This is a genomic window from Reticulibacter mediterranei, assembly GCF_016587455.1.
Window position 1 is genome coordinate 1458255 of the sequence record NZ_BNJK01000002.1, and the last position, 16710, is coordinate 1474964.

The window sequence follows — 16710 nt, forward strand, 5'->3', positions numbered from 1 at the left end:
GCTGCTCATCTGGTGGGTGTTGCGATAGCGTTAATCTGCTCCTGGGTCAATGGTGTCCACGGAGAGCTATCAGGGTTTGATGTTGCGGCGGCTGGACTCTGGCCCGTATTCCACCATTTTGCCTGATAGGGTACTCCATTGAATAGGATGCGGTCACCTGTGTTATAGGTGGTCGTGCCGGACCAATCAGGGTAGGTGCCAGCGGGCAACGTCGGTTGTGGGATCGGCTTCTCACCTGGCAAGACCGGGCCTATCAATGTCCAGGGCGTCTGCCACTGCTGTAAAACAGGGTTATCTGGAATATCTCCTTGTGTCCACCATTTTGCCTGGTAGACATTGTGGTGCCAGACAACTTTGGTTCCTTTCAGATAAGCCCCTTTGGGGGACCAGATCTGGTACGGACTCGTGGCTGGATTATCTGGTTGCTGGGCACGTTTTGAGGTAGTATCTGCCGTCGTTATCAGGCCAGCGCTCAGGAAAATACTTCCATCAAAACCAGCACCGAGGCGATTCGCAAAACCATTGGCATCCTGCTGTACACCGCTACAGGCGTCAGAAACTATTTGCGTAAACACATAATTAGAGCCACAGGCGCTATCCCTGTTCGCCGACCACATCGACATTCGCCCTAATTTATGAGAGAGCGCAAACTGGTTGAACGCAGCCGCATCAGCAAGGGTGAATACTTCGTCTGCTGTATCGTTTTGCCCAATCATAGGCGTTGCGCCCATCTTCGTCCAGAGCGTAGCGTCATTTAAGTATATCCCTGCTTGCTGATACAAAACACCAAGTTGACGCTCTGTTTGGGTCAAGGCATTTTCCGATGCGCTTGCCATCGTTGTGCCCTTCACAAGGCTAGAGCCATAATCCATCGTCATGACGTTTACTCCTGCCAGATCAACATGGTGCGTGAGTAATTGGCTCACGGCGTCCGTGCCATTTTCAGCTAACCCTTGCGGCGTCACAGGCAGTGTCACCCATACCGCAAGCGACTTCCCTGCTGCTCGTCGCTGTGATTGGAGTTGAGCAATGGCAGTGGCTCGCCTGCTGGCTGCGGTTGCATCCGTCAAACCAGCACCTTCAAGGTCAAGATCGATGGTATTGATGTTATACTGGTTGACGACCGACTGGTATGCATTGAAAAGTTTGTCTGGATCGGTGCAATTGACTGCAAGCTCCTGGTTCTTCTGGCCGCCGAACGATACTGCCACGCTGCCACCCTGTTGCTGCAAGCGAGCGATACGTCTATCGAGATCCAGTGAGCCGATAGCCTGGCTCAACGTATATGCTCCTCCCCACGAAGGGGTACACGCATCCAGAGATGATGAGACGATGAAGGAAAGTACAGCATCGCGCTTTGCGGTCGTCCCCATTTGTTCAAAGGCAAATGTAGGCGTGGCCGTCACATCGACATAGCTCGCGAACCACGACTTGTTCGATACGGTTGGCTGGTTCGCATGCCATTGCTGTAGGCCAAAGAAGGTGCCAGCAGACAGGCTTATGAGAATGAAGATTGCCAGCATCACGCGCCAGGGGGATAGCCTGCGCTGTGGTTCGCCTGTGTATTGCTCATGTGTTACGCCAGGCTTACTCATGAGATTGGCTGCCTCCTGTCTGATTCCTGTATGCGTTCAGTAATCCAACACCTCGCATCTTCTTTGTAGAAAGCAAGCTTACGTCCAGTAATCCAAACCCTGCACGCATCTTCTTTGTAGAAGTTGAGCTTACATCGGAGGCCGGTGCTTTTTGCTCATTGCTTGCCGATTGGTACGATCCCGTCGCAGTATGCAATGCGCTCAACGGAACCCTCTCTTTGGCATTTCCATGATATAGGACCGCCCTCCAATCAAGAGCCAACGCCGGATCGCTGGGAACTGCGGGCGTTTTGGGGCGTACTTCTACGTAGAGCCAATCTGTTAAACCATGCCAGATATCGGCCAGTGCATTCCCTATACCAATATAGGAAACGATAGCCCATGAAGCTGTCAACGCATTAAAGCCCTCAAAGGCCGCATTGGTCCAATTATGAAATTGGACGTCTCGCCAGAAGGAAAACCCCGAGAAGGCAACAATTAGCAGGGGGACGATGACATAGAGCAGTGGTGCAATGGTTCGGTTTTTGACCTTTGGTGTTCGTGCAAATGGTATCTTCTTACTCGTCAGCGCTTGCTGGAGCGATTTCAAGACGCCAGCTAGGTTGACCGGCAGCAAGATTAAGTTGAATCCATAGATACGCAGTACATCTGTCCGCTTGTAGCCACAATATTTGAGATCACTCGCCATTGATATGAAGTATGGCAGTGCTGCAAGCACCACGAAAGGACTCAACAACCGACCGTCGAATGGATACGCCAACATGAAGATCAGACTGAAGCTTGCCCACGTGATTGAGGCCATATAATTCAGACGGAGCAGAATCTCAGTTCGAGAAACCAGTTCGCCGCGATGTTTACGCTCACGTGTTTGCGCCCATAATTTGGGTAAGATCAGCAGGCCACCGTTTGCCCACCGGCGGCGCTGCACAATCAGCGACCCGAAATCTGGTGGCGTGGCACTATAACTCAAACGCTCAGGATAGTTCACCAGCGACCAGCCGTGCAGTGTGAGATCAATACTAGACTCAGTATCTTCAATAACCGTGCGGTCCTGTATGAAGCGGCGCACCTCGAAGCCGCCGACCCATTCGGTCTCAGCAATATCATCAAGTGCTCGTTTACGAATGACCGCATTCGCACCGACCCAGAATGTTGCACCATAATAGCTCATTCCCTGATGGAGAATGTGCTGGATGTCTGTAGTTCCACCAGCGAGGCGTTCAATACGTGTCGCTGCCCCCCGGAAGGACGAATATGGGGTTTGTGTCACCGCTACTCGAGCATTATCAGGCTGCTGCAAGAAATAAACAAGACGCAGACAGTACTCACGCAACAGGATGGAGTCTGCGTCAAGCGTCAAGAGGAATTCGCTGTCGGGGAATGTCACATCGCCTTTTTGACCTCTGGCGACCGGGATCAGAATCAGCCCGTCCGGGGTCTCGCGCTGAAGATATGTACCACCCATCAGACCAATATAGGAATTGAGATTCATTGCTTTATTGGCTTCATGGGAAAGTGAAGCGTACTTCTTGCGTTCAAAAATAGCGACCTCGGCATCAAAAATCCAGACCAGTCGACGGTACAGTTGCCGTACACGTTCTACAGGGATCAGGACGCCCTCTTGACAAGAAGTCCTCAACGCCTGGCCGACGAGATGCAATTCGTTGGCAAGACCTTTGAGCACCTGTTCGACAAAGAATATATCTACATGATCATCAATTGCTTCTTTATCCGCAAGTGTATTGAGCCAGGTTGCCGCCTGCGCATACTGGTGCGCAAGCTCCATAATCGTCGCCTGCGTCACTGACATTGTGCTTGCGTACTGTTGGTCGAATTGGTAGAGTGCATTACTCAAATAGGTACGTGGTTCAGCAAGAAGCTTCATGATCTCGTTGCCAAGTTTACGAGTAGCGTTGAGTCGGGCGGCAACAGCTGGATTTGAGGGATGAGGATTGTCATCAACCAGTAGTACGACACGCATATCAGGATATTCCTGCAATGCCGCCGACAGAAGGGTCTTACGGATAACTTCTGGCTCCTCACTATATGACGGTACGAGTACGGTGATCGAGGGTTGTTGCTCTGAAAAATGCCTATCGAGTTCGGCTCGTGGTACGCGTATGTGCTTACTAAACCGCTGAAGCGCCCCCTGACGTGCCACCAGGTACATGAGTGCGGAGAATGTCAGCAATGTCACTATGAGCAGATAGCAAACGGCTTGTATCGTAAATGAAAACGTCTTTGGCCCATCGAAGAATTGACGAAGAATTGCCGAGATAAGATACATTATCCATAAAACGATTGTTAATACAATTGCAAGGCGGCTGTAGGCGATTTTCAGAGTTGATGGTTTCTCATGCATCATCGGCAATGGCTCTGTACGGCGTTCCGCACCCCATTGCCGTTTTCGTGTGGGCAGCTTTTTCTGTTGTATACTTTGCATGCTTGGAGCATATCCCTTTCATTGTCCCTTTGGAGGAACTGGTTCAGGAAGAGCACCTTCCGATCAATAGGGGAATTATCAAAAATCAATAACTTAATGTCAAGGTTTCAACTATGTACTACAATGTTGATTGTAGCTGATATTAACTATTGGGCGTCAATTCAATAGTACTAATGATTGAGATGAAGTTTGTCGATGAAACGTTCTTGACTGCAATTCCTGATTGGCCTTTTCCTCCCTGCGACAATCACTTCAGCGGGATGTGTATCTATTTTTAGAGTAGCCTGGCTTAGGAGCGCATGTGATCTCATCCACAAAGGGGGCTGAGCCGTGTTCTTCAAAGAGATCTCTTTTTACTTACTATGAAGAAAGGAAGGCATTATGCACCCGGGTAAGGTTTTTTCTCACTTTGCGCGTGCAATGTCACGGATATTGGGCCATCCGTTGGCCTTTGGTGGAGCAGTCCTTTTAATTCTCGGCTGGCTGGTTTGTGGCCCCATCTTTCACTTCAGTGACACCTGGCAACTGGTTATTAATACCAGCACAACGATTATCACATTTCTTATGGTTTTTTTGATACAAAATACGCAAAATCGCGATAGTGAAGCCATGCAAGTCAAGTTGGATGAATTGATCTTCTCTCTCAAACAGGCAGATAACAGCCTCCTGGAGAGTGAAGATCTCACAGAACACGATCTGGAGCGCTTACAAAAGCATTATGCGCATCTGGCTCATCTCGCCCAAACGCACCTCCCCCGCAAGAGGAAGGCCGAGGCAGATGTGACAAGCGGATAGCCAAAGAGCATTTCATCTGATGTTCTGGTGATCGTGATTGCGATCACCAGAACATCGGAGCAGGCTCACCATTTAGAGCATGTTATGCAGCTTCGCTTGAGTATACGCAATGATGGTGAAGCTATCAGTGATACTGTTTTCGCGGATAAGACGCTCAAGCTCTGATATAGTCACCAGTTCGAGTTTATTGATGCCCTCGAAGCGGTCGGAGGGACCGTAGTTCTGGATGCGGGCGAAGAAAAACTCATTGCAATTTGTACTCATTCCAGTATCGGCATGAGCACGACCAAGATAGTGAAGTGTTGCGGTGCTAGCGCCAATCTCTTCATAAAGCTCTCGGCGGGCATTCTCCTCACTGCTCATTGTAGGCAGACCAAAACCTCTTGGAAGCTCCAGGTGCCAGGAACGAGTCGCATGACGGAAATGGTGAGTGAGTACGATGCGATCTTGGTAGACAGGGAGGATAATTACTCCGGGCGCACTTGCTTCTTGAATGGAACGGATATATGTTCCTGGTTTGCCATTGCCAAAATAAACGGCATCGCGTAACAGGAGGAGGTATTGATCCTCATAGGCGATGCCAACGTTGCCCCATTCAGTAGGAAGCCCCTGTTCTGAGAGGCGTTGCATGACTGTTTGCTCGATCTGTTGTATCTTCTCTGGATTCAGCTCAATGGTAATGCCATCAGCAGACGGATTGCTGAATAGCTCTGGATATCGTTGGACAAGCTCGAAATATCTTTTCTGGTTGATCACTTGACGCACACTCTTTTCTGGTGATGATTTTTAACAATCAAAATCGGGAATCCTCCTCCTGTCGTAGTCGCGCGATTTATCGCGCTGGTGGCCATCGACGTAGCTGTGGGGCGGGCCAAGCGCGATAAATCGCGCGACTACGACAGGGGGATCACCGCCCTTGAAAAGGAAAAATTCGTTACAACGTAAGCATTTATACAGCATTGAGGTTGGAGATCTCCCTGGACCCTGCTGAAGTTGAGGGTGATTCGAGAGAGAACTCGCGCAAATAGATCTGTTTGGTGAGCTGGTCGCATAAATCGATCCATTGCTCCTGGGCGTTGTGCATTCTGCCATGAATAAGATCGAAGCCTGCTTGAAGCTTCGATGGAGAGCCGCTATCGCCAATAACCAGACGTATATTCACAGGGGCGCTGCCACCTCTCACTTTTGGCAGAAAGGTTTTCTGGTGAGCTGCGTTCGTGATGGGTCTGTCTGTTGCGCTGTTCCAGCGTATTTCAGTTGTAGCTCCCCCGACATTGATGAGAAGGCTTGTTGTTGGTATCCATTCTGCCGTCAATGCGCCACCTGTCAGCGTGTTACGGCTCTCTATGAGGCGGGTAATGACTTGAGCAAGCATGATATAGCGTCGATACACCTCGTTTGCGTAGTTTGCGAACTCCAGTGGTGCTTTGAGCAATTGCTGTAAACTTTGAATATAGGCTTGCCATTCATCAGTTTTTCTGATCTCTTTGACATCTTGCAAGCGTAACATGCCAATTGAGCGTAGATAGAGACCACTTTGCACGATCTCAAACACTTTACCTCGCAGCATATCAATAATATCAGACGCCTTTATGTATTTCTGGTTTTGCTGAGGACGCCAATCTTGCAAAACAAGGCTGGTAGGAGAGTTCGGGGGAGTAAGCAGATAGCCGCTGAGGGCTTCTGCCAGATTGTTGTTGTAGGCGACATCATATAAGCGCTTGAGTGTACCTGCAAACTCCTTACTTCCATCATAGACTCGCTGTGAAGGATCACCAACGGTGATATATCTTCTGTATATGTCTTCGCGGTTGACCCATTTTCCTTCCTGCTCGAAGACCTGTCTGCTCCAGGTATGAATGTCGCGCAGTGTTTTTTGCAAATCCCTTTCCTGTTCTGGCAAGAGTCCAAGATCTCTGACCAGACGACTGATATTGAGCCTCTCATCAGACTGGGCAAATCCGTGCAGGCCGCTGGCGAACTGCTTAATTTCCTCTTGATTTGTCTCTTCATCGAGCCAGGAGAAGCGTAAGCATTGCATGTGAGTGTCCTGACAGACCTGTTGCCAGGAGGCAAAGCCTGATGGCAGAACACCATATGCCGGGCGCTGATCCGGGCTTTTCTCGTATATCAAGAAGGGGACAATGACGCCCTCGTTGAGAAATTGTTTGAAGACTTCACGGGCCGGTCCTGGCTGTTGGTGATCCTGAACAATGACTGGATTGTTGTAGAGGTAGGCGCGATTGATGATGACTTGCTGACCGTTAATGAGCGAACGGAGATATTCTGTGCGTACTAATCCTGCTAGATAGTGCTGAATACTGTCAAAGGTAATACGCTTGCTGAGGAGTTTGTTCAGCAAGGAGTCTGGCATCCACTGGTTATCCAGTGCTTGCACCACAACGGGAATGCGATCTTGCAAATTGGAGGAACCAGGTGCAATGCCATCAAATTCGACATTGCCCACGCGCTGAGGCATTTTATAAGCAGGTTCGATCTTTTCAAAGGTGCCTGAGGTCGTTACCTGGATGCGAGCCTCGCTACGCTCAAGCCGCTCTCGTTGGGAGCGAGAAAGGTTGCCCAGCGCCTGATAGATTGCCTCGATGACCACTGGATGCTCATCTTCATTGTCTACCAGTTCTTCGAGTAGTTCGCTATCGGCTCGCTCTTCTTGTTCACCCATCATCAGGGCAGCAGCTTCGCGCACCATCCAATCAGGGTCATTTTGCAGGGCTTCTTGCAAAAGAGGAATGGGCGTACGTATGCCGAGGGCGCCCAGTGTATAGATGATGGCTGAGCGTAACATGCCATTTTGTTTCTCCTGGTGAAAAGTGCTGCTGAGCGCCGTCGCCCCAGAGGGGGAGAGACGCTTGCCACGTGCTGAGAGTGCCTGGACAGCCGCGATGCGAACGTCATCGTCTTCTTCATCATTACGTAACAGGGAGAGAAGCGGCTCTTCGGGAATGTTGTCATCCAGAGCGTAGAGCGCATGGACTGCGGCGGCGCGAACGGCGGGAATGTGGTCGTGCAAGAGAGAAAGGAGAGCATTCCTTACTTCATCTCCTACCCCTGCGCTGCCAAGCCGCCGAGCAACTGCCGTGCGTACACGCCAGTCGGAATGCTTGAGGGCTGCAAGCAATGCTGGTATTGAAGGATTTTCAGGGAGATAGCTCTCATCGAGCCCAAAGCGGGCACGTAAGCGGGAAAGGATAGGATCAACAGGTTGTGACCGTTCCGAGGATGGTGACGGGTGTGTTCCCTGGTGTTCGTCCTGCCTCTCTGGGAGGTGCTTCGGATCGAAGGGATGGTTCTCATATTCCATGATCGTATTTCCTTTTCTCCTGCTTATATGCCTTCTTCAAGCCAGAGTTTGCGAAAATGCCGTGCTGCAAGCTGGTAGATGCAGGTTTTTACCCTGCTGAGAGAAATATCAAGACGCGTAGCGATTTCCGCCAGAGAAAATGCAGAGTAGTAAAAAAGTAGAATACATGAGCGGCAGGGTTCGGGTATCCCTTCAATACACATGCGCACTCTTTCGTTGCGTTCTTTGGTCTCTAAGTAAAGATCTGGTTGTCGTTGTTTATCTTCATCGACCTGCTCCAGAGGGTTCGCAGGATCATTCAGGGAGATATTACCCATCTTTTTGCGTTTTTCCCAAAACTCCAGACAGACGCTTCGCGCTACACTATACAGCCAACCAGTAAAGGGATATACGAGGGTCTGGCCTCGCTTTCTTTTATTCATTAAACTGTGAAATATCTTAATAAAAGTACCCTGGACGCAATCATCGACATCAGGGTCATCTTCGGCTTTTTTAAGATATGATACGATATAATGACGAATCTTTTGTTGAAATGCCGCGTAGAGCAAGCCGAAATGAGATGCAGGATCAAGCGATAAGCGGTTGAGGAGTAGTTGGATGAAAGCTTCTGTGGCCAGTTGTGCTATCCACTCTTTTGTAATTTTGTTCTTCTGTTGCTCCACAGAGAGTCCTTCGAGCTGGCCGATAGCAAGTTGAAATGTTTTCTGAATAGTGCATTGAATAATATCAATGTCATAAGTCTGCCCTGAGAGCCGTGTTACTTGTTGACGAACATCCTCAACAAACTGTCGACCCCATTCAGGGATATCCACTAACTCGTCATCCATCGATATCATGACACTCCTTAATCATACTCCTTAGAGGAAACTCTCTCAATTTCAAGAAAGTTGTAAGAAATAAAGGGAAATTCCTTTCAAAGGCGGGAATCTCTTTCGTAGTGGAGCGATTTATCGCGTTGGGGCCGCATCACAGGCGTATCCACCAACGCGATAAATCGCTCCACTACGAAATTTTGTAGAAAGACGAGTTTTCTCCAATCTTCAGATTGCCAGAAAAATTGAATGAAAAAATGCAACTTTCGCACATAAACGACGGTTCCTTTTAGGAAAGTAATTTTCCAAACAGACGTATTTTCTTTTCTGGGCTTGAAAAATATAGTAGATCAGATGAAAAGGGTAGAAGCGGCTATGGGTTATCCCAGATCCCTCCGTGAAACAGCACGGGGCTTGCATTGGCTGGTCTCCCTTTATCACAAAAGGAGTTGTTCCTATGAGCATGCCATCGTCTTTCTCCTCCTTCAATCAATCATTTATAGGGTATGATGATCCCTGGGTACACCAGGATCACTATCTGCCTAATCGCCTCCAGCAAGCAGCTCCGCGCCACCTTATTGGAGGTCGGTCGGTACTCTGGTGCTGTTCTCTCTGTAGCAACCCCTGGTACGAAGCGGCTCCCTTTGAAACAGAGTGTCCCCTGTCACCAAAGCGCCTGAGAGAGTTGAGCTACCATCTCGGTGTGCCGAATAGCGCTCACCTGCCTGCATTCCCGTGCCCTCGTTGCTCTGTTCGCCTCTTCAACGGTCTGATACGTGCAGAAGCAAGCATCAGTGCAAAGGGAGCTTACCGCTTTCTCTGGATGTCGCCTCGCGACCAGCAGATAAGTTGCCTGTATCTTGTAGAGCGGAGGGCCATGAACAGTTTTCAGTTTCTCAAGCAACCATATGATGTCCTCTGTCCGGCCGCTTTGCGACTTCTCATGCAAAGAATTGCTCCTCTAGCTGGTCCAATGCCCTCACAAGTAGCACCTGTAGGACCACGGGTGTTGATGCAGATGGCTTCTGCGTTCGCTGTGCCTGCCGCTCAGGAAGGCTCTCTTTGTGGATATTACTGGCTTCCACAAAGCTTTCCAGAGGAGCAAGAGGCATTCATGTTCATCTGTGCCACACAGAGCTTGAACCTGAATCCGCCACCTGCTCCGCTCGAAACGTTTGACATGTGGCTAGCTGTGTTTGATTTATTGGCTGCCAATCTCTGATAGTGAATTACGGTTGTGTCCAGGTGTACCAGACAGTATCATATTGACGGTAATCATAACTATAAGTAAAGCTGTACTTGAGTATCTGGCCTGATTGCATACGATTGGTATCGAAACCCCAGCGTCCACCATCGCCAGCGTAGGTTGTGTACACGTTCTCTTGCACCTGACCGGGAATAATATAGTGCAGGATGACGTAGTCTGCTGACCAGCCACAGGACTGGAACCAGGGGCGCAGATTTGTTGAGTTAGTTGCATCCACCCCATAAAGAAAGCTACCCAGGTTGACGCCAGGCGTAGGCACCAGGCTAGAGCCTGGCGTGGGGGTAGATGTTGAACACGATGTACATGTAGATGTTGGATTGGGTGTAAGGGTAGGAGTGAGACTTGGAGTAGGCGTAGATGTCAGGTTTGGAGTAGGAGTAGGAGTAGGAGTAGGAGTAGAACCTGTGGTAACTGTAGAGGTAGGGCATGGTGTAGGCGTGATAGTAGAAGTAGGGCATGGCGTGGAGGTAGGAGTGGGCGTAGGGGTGGGAGTGAGCGTAGGAGTAGGAGTGAGCGTAGGAGTAGGAGTGGGAGTGAGCGTAGAAGTAGGAGTGGGCGTAGGAGTGGATATGTAACACGATGTGGGAGTGAGCGTGGAGGTAGGAGTGGGCGTAGGAGTAGAACCTGTGGTAGAAGTGGCAGTAGGGGTAGGCGTAGGCGGAGAGTCAGAAGTTGCACCAAAAATAACATCGGAACAACCATAGAAGGCTTCGGGACTCGTCGAGCGCTGCCAGATTGTATAGATGATGTGCTTCCCGCTTTTGCCAGAGGGCAGGGTGCCTGTCCACTCATAGACGCCGTTGACGAGTGGTGGATCAGTAACCTTGAGGAACGGTGCCTCCTCCAGATCGGACCACTTCAAAGGCTGTGTCGGGTCATAGCCATTTTTGGTGACATATAGTTCAAACGACCCCGTATGAGGGGCGGTTGCCTTGTATTGAAAGTTGTATTGTGCGCCTGATTGCAACGTGGTGGAAGGCCAATCGGTGCGAGGCTCATCAAATGCTGCATACTTTGCTTTGCCCGCGCTACAGAGATGCCCATCGGGGATAATTTCGCGGTGGCGGCCATTGGCATCGGCAATATTGATCTCATTCCAATCATAGAGATGTTGTGTCCCTCCCTTAGCAACAGCCGCTTTACATGCTGGCGAATCAGGACTCTCCGGGCCTTCTAAATAACATGCATAGGCGCGAGAGATGGGCGATGCCATAGCACCGTGAGCCAGAACCGTGCCAGGATAATTGATAGTAATGATGACGGCAACGACTGTTCCTACAAGGAGAAGCAGTATGGTTCTTGGAAATCCCCTTCCCCTCTTTCGATAAAAAATAGTCCTTTTTCGGATCAAGATGAGATGCTCCTTCCTTGCTAAAGGGTTGATCATGCTCTAATTTACCTTTTTTCTCTTTCCTACTCACAGGGAAGGGTAACATGGAGAGGGTAATGTACTGGGAGGGTAGGAGGGAAAGTTTTGAAATAGGACTTTTTCGCGGAAGGAGCAACGAAAGCGCTAGGATGCAGATAATGAATTTTAACAACCCAAATCGCTAAGGAATAAAAGATCTGGTTATTCGATTCTTCTCGTGTTTCCGAATTCCCCTTCTTGTTTTGGAAGAAGCAACTGTGTCTTCTTGCATTTCGCAAGCATTTCGCCTGTGTCGAATTTGCGAGAGCAGTCATGCGTGGAAGATACACCACCGTCAAGAAGCAGGACATGAAGATAAAAGAAATCATGCGAAAAGGAGGAAACGAGTGAGCAAACAAATACTTTTCATTCATGGTGCAGGCAATCAGCACAACCCTTTAGGTAGCGGGAAATTGGTTGCATCCCTACGGCAACAGCTTGGCAGCGATTACGAAGTCCTGGCTCCAGATATGCCTGATCCTGACCATCCTAAATACCTTGCCTGGAAGGGCCAGATTGAGCAAGAGCAAGGCAAGCTGAATGTTGATGCCTTGCTCATTGGACACTCTTTAGGGGGTTCAATGTTGCTCAAATATCTGGCAGAAGGAACCTACCAGAAAACGATTGCCGGGCTGTTTCTGGTGGCTGTGCCCTACTGGGGCAAGCAGGATTGGGAGCGTGAGTACGCTGTGCCAGATGATTTTGCTTCACGCCTCCCCCCGATCCAACACCTCTTCCTGTATCACAGTCGTTCTGATGAAGATGTCCCGTTTTCTTCTCTGGGACGCTATCAAGAACAACTGTCCCAGGCAACAGTTCGAGTGCTCGATGGGAAGCAACATTCTTTCACAGAAGGGTTGCCTCAGCTTGCTCAAGACATCAAGCGGTTGGAACCTGGAAGCTAGCTGAGGCCCGTCTGCAACGAGTCTCAGTTGACATCATGAGTTCCGTTCTTTTGCGTGAAAAGGGGCTGGTGGCGCTAACTTGCCTGGATTGCCAATGCAAAGCGCATACCCATCCCCTCTTCAGTTGTCGGAGAGCGATCAAAATACAACCGGTGCTGAGTGAAGCCAATCGGTGCGTTGTTAGTCGGTATTGTTCATGCCCTGCACGATCTCGAAAAGGAACCAGACGCGCCGTTCGGTCTCATCGATGAGTTTCTCTACATTAACTCCATGTGCTACTGACCAAAACTGTAGGCAACGGCTTTGGTCAGTAGCACATGGAGTTAGCTTAAACAAAAAAACACTTTTATCTATAAGGTATATATCGTCCCGTTCTTTCCAAATTTGAGGAATCAATTTGGATGGCGAGCCACTGTGAGAGGCAGAGTTCCTTCCTGCTATCTGGAATACGCCACCTGGCTCCCCTTGTTTTTACTCTTGTCGAACTAAGTATTCAAGCAGAAGGAAGGATACAGTTATGACTTACTCTCCGTTTACCGTCCATATTGACGAAGCTATCCTTGTTGATCTGCACCAGCGCTTGGCTCAAACGCGCTGGCCAGATGAGCTGTCGAATGAGGATTGGGAATATGGAACAAACCTCCCCTATTTGCAAGAACTGGTGCGGTATTGGCTGGAGGAATACGATTGGCGAGCACAGGAGCGTTTGCTCAACACCTACCCCCAATTTCAGACCGAAATTGAAGGGGTTTCGCTCCATTTCCTCCACGTGAGGGGGCAGGGAACGCGTCCCCTTCCGCTGGTTCTTTCTCATGGGTGGCCGGGTTCCTTTTTTGAAATGTACAAGATCGTTGGCCCACTCACTGACCCGGCTCGTTTTGGCGGAGATCCGGCGGATTCCTTCGATGTTGTCGTGCCTTCGCTTCCCGGTTATGGTTTTTCCGGCCCGACCAGGACACGAGGGATAACGGCGGGGCGTATGGCTGACATTTTTGCCGCCTTGATGCGCGAGTTGGGATATGAGCGCTTTGCTGCTCAGGGCGGCGATTGGGGAAGCTATGTCACCTCGTTTCTAGGTCGCGCCTATCCTGACCGGGTTGTTGGCATTCATATCAACATGTTGCCGTCGCGTTCCGTTTTGAGCCAGGAAGTCACCACTGATGCGGAAAGGCTCTGGAGCGAGCGACGGGCGCGCTGGATTCAAGAAGAGACAGGCTATAGTCACATTCAAGGCACACGTCCCCAAACGCTCGCCTATGGATTGAATGACTCCCCGGCTGGCCTGGCAGGCTGGATTATCGAGAAGTTTCGCGTATGGAGTGATTGCCATGGAGATGTTGAAAGTGTTTTTACCAAAGATGAGCTTCTCACCAACATCATGATTTACTGGGTCACGCAGACGATCAATTCATCAATGCGTCTGTACTATGAAAGCTCGCATCAACTCGACGCGGTTTTCTCCCAGCGAGTTGAGGTTCCAACGGGAGTCGCGGTTTTCCCGGCGGAAATCCCCGTCCCGCCTCGTTCCCTGGCCCAGCGCCTCTATAACATTCAGCGCTGGACAGAGATGTCCGCAGGTGGTCATTTCGCCGCCCTGGAGCAGCCCCAGGCACTTGTTGAGGATATCCGTGCTTTCTTTCGCCCTCTGAGAAGCATAGTTCCTGATTCCAGGTAACATATCTGGCTTTAGCCTACAAATTGGGCTGTCAAGCCGTCTTCTGGGATCGTGTTGAGATCCCCACTACGCTACTCCCAAAGCAGAGGAAGAGGCTCTCACTTTTCGTAGCCCTTGAGGCTGATCGCCTTTGCCGCAGCCTGGGTAGCGCGTGAGAGCTTCGCTGCCATAAGACCTTTCCAGGGTAGATGTGGGAGCATCCGTAGGATCTGAGTTCGGAGCAAGACCTCTAGTCTCCAAAAAAGAGGCTGAAATTGCTCAGCCTCCTGCCTTATCATCAGCTTCTGCCAACGCATTGACAGGGCGCGAACAAGAAGTACTCAGCTATCTTGCGCAAGGTCTTACCAATACTCAGATCGCAAACCAGTTGCTTATCACTCGTACCACCGTGAACTCTTATCTGAGAACGATCTATAGCAAATTGGGCGTGACCTCACGGGCAAGTGCTATACGTTATAGCTGGGATCATAAACTCATTGAATAAAGTGTAAATATGAAAATTATTTGAGGTAATTTTTTGATATGAGATCAGGTGCGCTACGGCGGGGTGTTCAGCAGACGCTCTACGAGATGCTTAGCGAGCGCCTCATTGACTGGTAGGCCTACGAGCGCCCGCATGTACAGTGGCGCGAGAAGGTGGTCGACCAGATCCTCAACAGTGGGTGTTCTCTCCCCACGCGCTCTACCGCGCTCAAGCATCGCCTGAAGCTGTTCACGACGCGGAGCCAGCGCCTTGATCCGCTTTTCGGGTGCTACGTCCCCTGCGGCTAAGAGAATGCGGAAAAAAATCGGTTCCTCGGTAGAGTTCAAACCGAGCACAATTTTCTCCGTCCAGCATCTCAGGTCGCCCTCGATCGAGCCTTCGTCTGGCAGCGGGAACTTTTGGGCGAGACGCTCTGCTGCCATCTCCAGCAGAAGAGCGCCTACGTCTCCCCAGCGGCGGTAAAGGCTCGAGGCTGCAACACCGGCCCGCTGTGCGATCTCTGGAATTGTGACGTTCTGTGGCCCTTTCGTCGTGACCAAATCGCTTGCTGCGGCAAGCACCCTGGCCCTCACGATTGCGCTACGTCCCCCTGAACGTGTGCTTGACATCGCCTCTCCTAAATGCTATTATCTTAGCGTTAAGAGCTTGGTGCATAGCGAACAGTAATGCACCCCTCTAGAATACTCTTATCTTAGCATTTAGTGTCTAGAGCATCGCAGTTCGGCATGCACACTCACTATGGAAGGTAACAGATGACCAATCAGGAAAGCACTCCTCGTAGCGGGGATTATTCAACTCAGCGCTTGAGCCAGCGTTATCGTTTTGCCGATCCCAACATGGATCTCTTTTTTCTCGGCGCTCTTGGATGGGGTCCGGCTGGCGGACTATCCGTCGGTGAGGCATTTTACATAGCAACGCAAATCGAAGACGGCGACGGGGACTCTTGGGTGCGGGCATTCGAACATCAGGGCGAGGTGCTGAACGCGCAAGCCGACACCTGGCTGGAACGCGGGTGGACCCGTGCTGCCGGTGAAGCTCGGCTGAAGGCATTCGCATGTTACCGGTCGGCGTGGCAGTTTGTTGCTCCGGGCGAGCGCTTCGCAGCGCTGTTCCACGCCAGCCAAAAGCTCTTCGATCAAGCCATGACGGAGCTAGGCCTTCCAGCGACGCGCTTCACCGTTCGTTACGGAGGCGGCGAGCTGCCCGGACATTTCTACCAGGCGATCGACCGTTCCGCGCCCACCGTGCTGGTGATTGGAGGAGCAGATACCTGTCACGAGGATCGGTTCTTGTCGCAAGGGCGCTACTACATTGACCGGGGCTATTCGGTCGCCTTAGTCGATCTGCCGGGGCAGGGACTTGTGCAAAAGCAAGGACTCCACTGGGAGCCTGAGACCGAGCGACCGATCGCGGCGGTGATCGATGCATTAATTGCGCGCTTCGGAGTGGAGCCGCGCAAGCTGGCTCTCCTCGGTATGAGTCTCGGTGGCTACTTCGCCTGTCGCGCAGCAGCGCATGAGCCGCGACTTGCGGCTGTGATCGCCACCCCGGCGCTTTTCCGTCCAGACGAGCTATTTGCAGGAGTCGCAAAACAGGAAGCTGATGGGGCTACGACATCGGACGTGGAGCGCAAGAACCGTCAGGTACTCCTGTGGAAAGCGGGCGTGGCCGACATCTCGGAGCTGATTCGGCGGTGGGACGGTGTGGCTGCGGACCCGCGCAACGTTCAAGTGCCATTTCTGTCTGTGCTCGGCAAGCAGGAAGGAGGAGTCTGGAAGAAACAGACGGAGGAATGGCATGCCTCAATTCGATCTGCCCACAAGAGCTTCGTGATCCTCGACGCGGAAACAGGCGCTGACGCTCATTGCCAGGGGAACAACCCGCTCCGGTTGGCTCAGGAGGCCGATGGATGGTTGCGCGAGGTAATGCGAGACTCCTGGGGAAGCCGCTAGCAGCAACCGATCGAGGCAACCAGGAACGGCTTTATGAGCGCGAGCGTGCTCA

General features: G+C 50.9%; 13 protein-coding genes. 6 read left to right on the forward strand and 7 right to left on the reverse strand.

Going from position 1 to position 16710, the window contains the following annotated elements; translation table 11 throughout:
- Positions 1 to 5: 5 nt before the first annotated feature.
- Entirely contained in the window at positions 6 to 1595 is a 1590-nt protein-coding gene (locus K3T83_RS44885) for a chitinase (RefSeq protein ID WP_220209652.1), read from the reverse strand.
- Complete coding sequence (locus K3T83_RS44890) at positions 1588 to 4038, reverse strand: glycosyltransferase family 2 protein (RefSeq protein WP_220209653.1); 2451 nt, start codon at positions 4036 to 4038, stop codon at positions 1588 to 1590. Before K3T83_RS44890 ends, K3T83_RS44885 begins: the two co-directional genes overlap by 8 nt.
- A gap of 381 nt (positions 4039 to 4419) precedes the next feature.
- Here K3T83_RS44890 and K3T83_RS44895 point away from each other — a divergent pair, with 381 nt between their 5' ends.
- Positions 4420 to 4833 (forward strand): low affinity iron permease family protein, encoded by a 414-nt coding sequence (locus tag K3T83_RS44895; protein ID WP_220209654.1) that lies wholly within the window; start codon positions 4420 to 4422, stop codon positions 4831 to 4833.
- Positions 4834 to 4905: 72 nt separating this feature from the next.
- Here the strand turns inward: K3T83_RS44895 and K3T83_RS44900 are convergent, their stop codons facing one another.
- The 3 genes from K3T83_RS44900 to K3T83_RS44910 form a co-directional block, all read right to left on the reverse strand.
- Entirely contained in the window at positions 4906 to 5589 is a 684-nt protein-coding gene (locus tag K3T83_RS44900; protein ID WP_220209655.1) for an NUDIX hydrolase, read from the reverse strand.
- Positions 5590 to 5782: 193 nt separating this feature from the next.
- On the reverse strand, positions 5783 to 8155 hold the full coding sequence (locus tag K3T83_RS44905) for a HEAT repeat domain-containing protein (RefSeq protein ID WP_220209656.1): 2373 nt from the start codon (positions 8153 to 8155) through the stop codon (positions 5783 to 5785).
- Between the two features lie 23 nt (positions 8156 to 8178).
- Positions 8179 to 8982 carry an RNA polymerase sigma factor gene (locus K3T83_RS44910; protein WP_220209657.1) on the reverse strand — a complete coding sequence of 268 codons (804 nt, stop codon included), beginning with the start codon at positions 8980 to 8982 and terminating at the stop codon, positions 8179 to 8181.
- A 442-nt stretch (positions 8983 to 9424) separates the two neighbouring features.
- On the opposite strand from K3T83_RS44910, the gene K3T83_RS44915 reads away from it, so the two are divergent.
- Positions 9425 to 10189, forward strand: coding sequence for a hypothetical protein (locus K3T83_RS44915; protein WP_220209658.1), 765 nt, complete (start codon positions 9425 to 9427; stop codon positions 10187 to 10189).
- 7 nt (positions 10190 to 10196) lie between these two features.
- Here the strand turns inward: K3T83_RS44915 and K3T83_RS44920 are convergent, their stop codons facing one another.
- Positions 10197 to 11585: a lytic polysaccharide monooxygenase auxiliary activity family 9 protein gene (locus K3T83_RS44920; protein ID WP_220209659.1), complete on the reverse strand. Its 1389-nt coding sequence runs from the start codon at positions 11583 to 11585 to the stop codon at positions 10197 to 10199.
- Between the two features lie 404 nt (positions 11586 to 11989).
- Here K3T83_RS44920 and K3T83_RS44925 point away from each other — a divergent pair, with 404 nt between their 5' ends.
- From K3T83_RS44925 to K3T83_RS58275, 3 genes are all read left to right on the forward strand, one after another.
- On the forward strand, positions 11990 to 12547 hold the full coding sequence (locus tag K3T83_RS44925) for an alpha/beta fold hydrolase (RefSeq protein ID WP_220209660.1): 558 nt from the start codon (positions 11990 to 11992) through the stop codon (positions 12545 to 12547).
- A 517-nt stretch (positions 12548 to 13064) separates the two neighbouring features.
- The gene (locus K3T83_RS44930) at positions 13065 to 14222 is read left to right on the forward strand and encodes an epoxide hydrolase family protein (RefSeq protein WP_220209661.1); all 1158 of its coding nucleotides are present in this window, start codon (positions 13065 to 13067) and stop codon (positions 14220 to 14222) included.
- Between the two features lie 190 nt (positions 14223 to 14412).
- Positions 14413 to 14706: a response regulator transcription factor gene (locus K3T83_RS58275; RefSeq protein ID WP_220209662.1), complete on the forward strand. Its 294-nt coding sequence runs from the start codon at positions 14413 to 14415 to the stop codon at positions 14704 to 14706.
- A 53-nt stretch (positions 14707 to 14759) separates the two neighbouring features.
- Here K3T83_RS58275 and K3T83_RS44940 read toward each other — a convergent pair whose 3' ends face one another.
- On the reverse strand, positions 14760 to 15314 hold the full coding sequence (locus tag K3T83_RS44940; RefSeq protein ID WP_220209663.1) for a TetR/AcrR family transcriptional regulator: 555 nt from the start codon (positions 15312 to 15314) through the stop codon (positions 14760 to 14762).
- Positions 15315 to 15542: 228 nt separating this feature from the next.
- Between K3T83_RS44940 and K3T83_RS44945 the strand changes: the two genes are divergently transcribed.
- Positions 15543 to 16658: an alpha/beta hydrolase family protein gene (locus K3T83_RS44945; RefSeq protein WP_268963605.1), complete on the forward strand. Its 1116-nt coding sequence runs from the start codon at positions 15543 to 15545 to the stop codon at positions 16656 to 16658.
- Positions 16659 to 16710: the final 52 nt, after the last annotated feature.

Coding starts and splice junctions, on each gene's coding strand:
- K3T83_RS44885 (WP_220209652.1), bottom strand. CDS start 1,595: ATGAGTAAGCCTGGCGTAACACATGAGCAATACACAGGCGAACCACAG.
- K3T83_RS44945 (WP_268963605.1), top strand. CDS start 15,543: ATGGATCTCTTTTTTCTCGGCGCTCTTGGATGGGGTCCGGCTGGCGGA.
- K3T83_RS44905 (WP_220209656.1), bottom strand. CDS start 8,155: ATGGAATATGAGAACCATCCCTTCGATCCGAAGCACCTCCCAGAGAGG.
- K3T83_RS44895 (WP_220209654.1), top strand. CDS start 4,420: ATGCACCCGGGTAAGGTTTTTTCTCACTTTGCGCGTGCAATGTCACGG.
- K3T83_RS44890 (WP_220209653.1), bottom strand. CDS start 4,038: ATGCAAAGTATACAACAGAAAAAGCTGCCCACACGAAAACGGCAATGG.
- K3T83_RS44940 (WP_220209663.1), bottom strand. CDS start 15,314: ATGTCAAGCACACGTTCAGGGGGACGTAGCGCAATCGTGAGGGCCAGG.
- K3T83_RS44915 (WP_220209658.1), top strand. CDS start 9,425: ATGAGCATGCCATCGTCTTTCTCCTCCTTCAATCAATCATTTATAGGG.
- K3T83_RS44930 (WP_220209661.1), top strand. CDS start 13,065: ATGACTTACTCTCCGTTTACCGTCCATATTGACGAAGCTATCCTTGTT.
- K3T83_RS44910 (WP_220209657.1), bottom strand. CDS start 8,982: ATGGATGACGAGTTAGTGGATATCCCTGAATGGGGTCGACAGTTTGTT.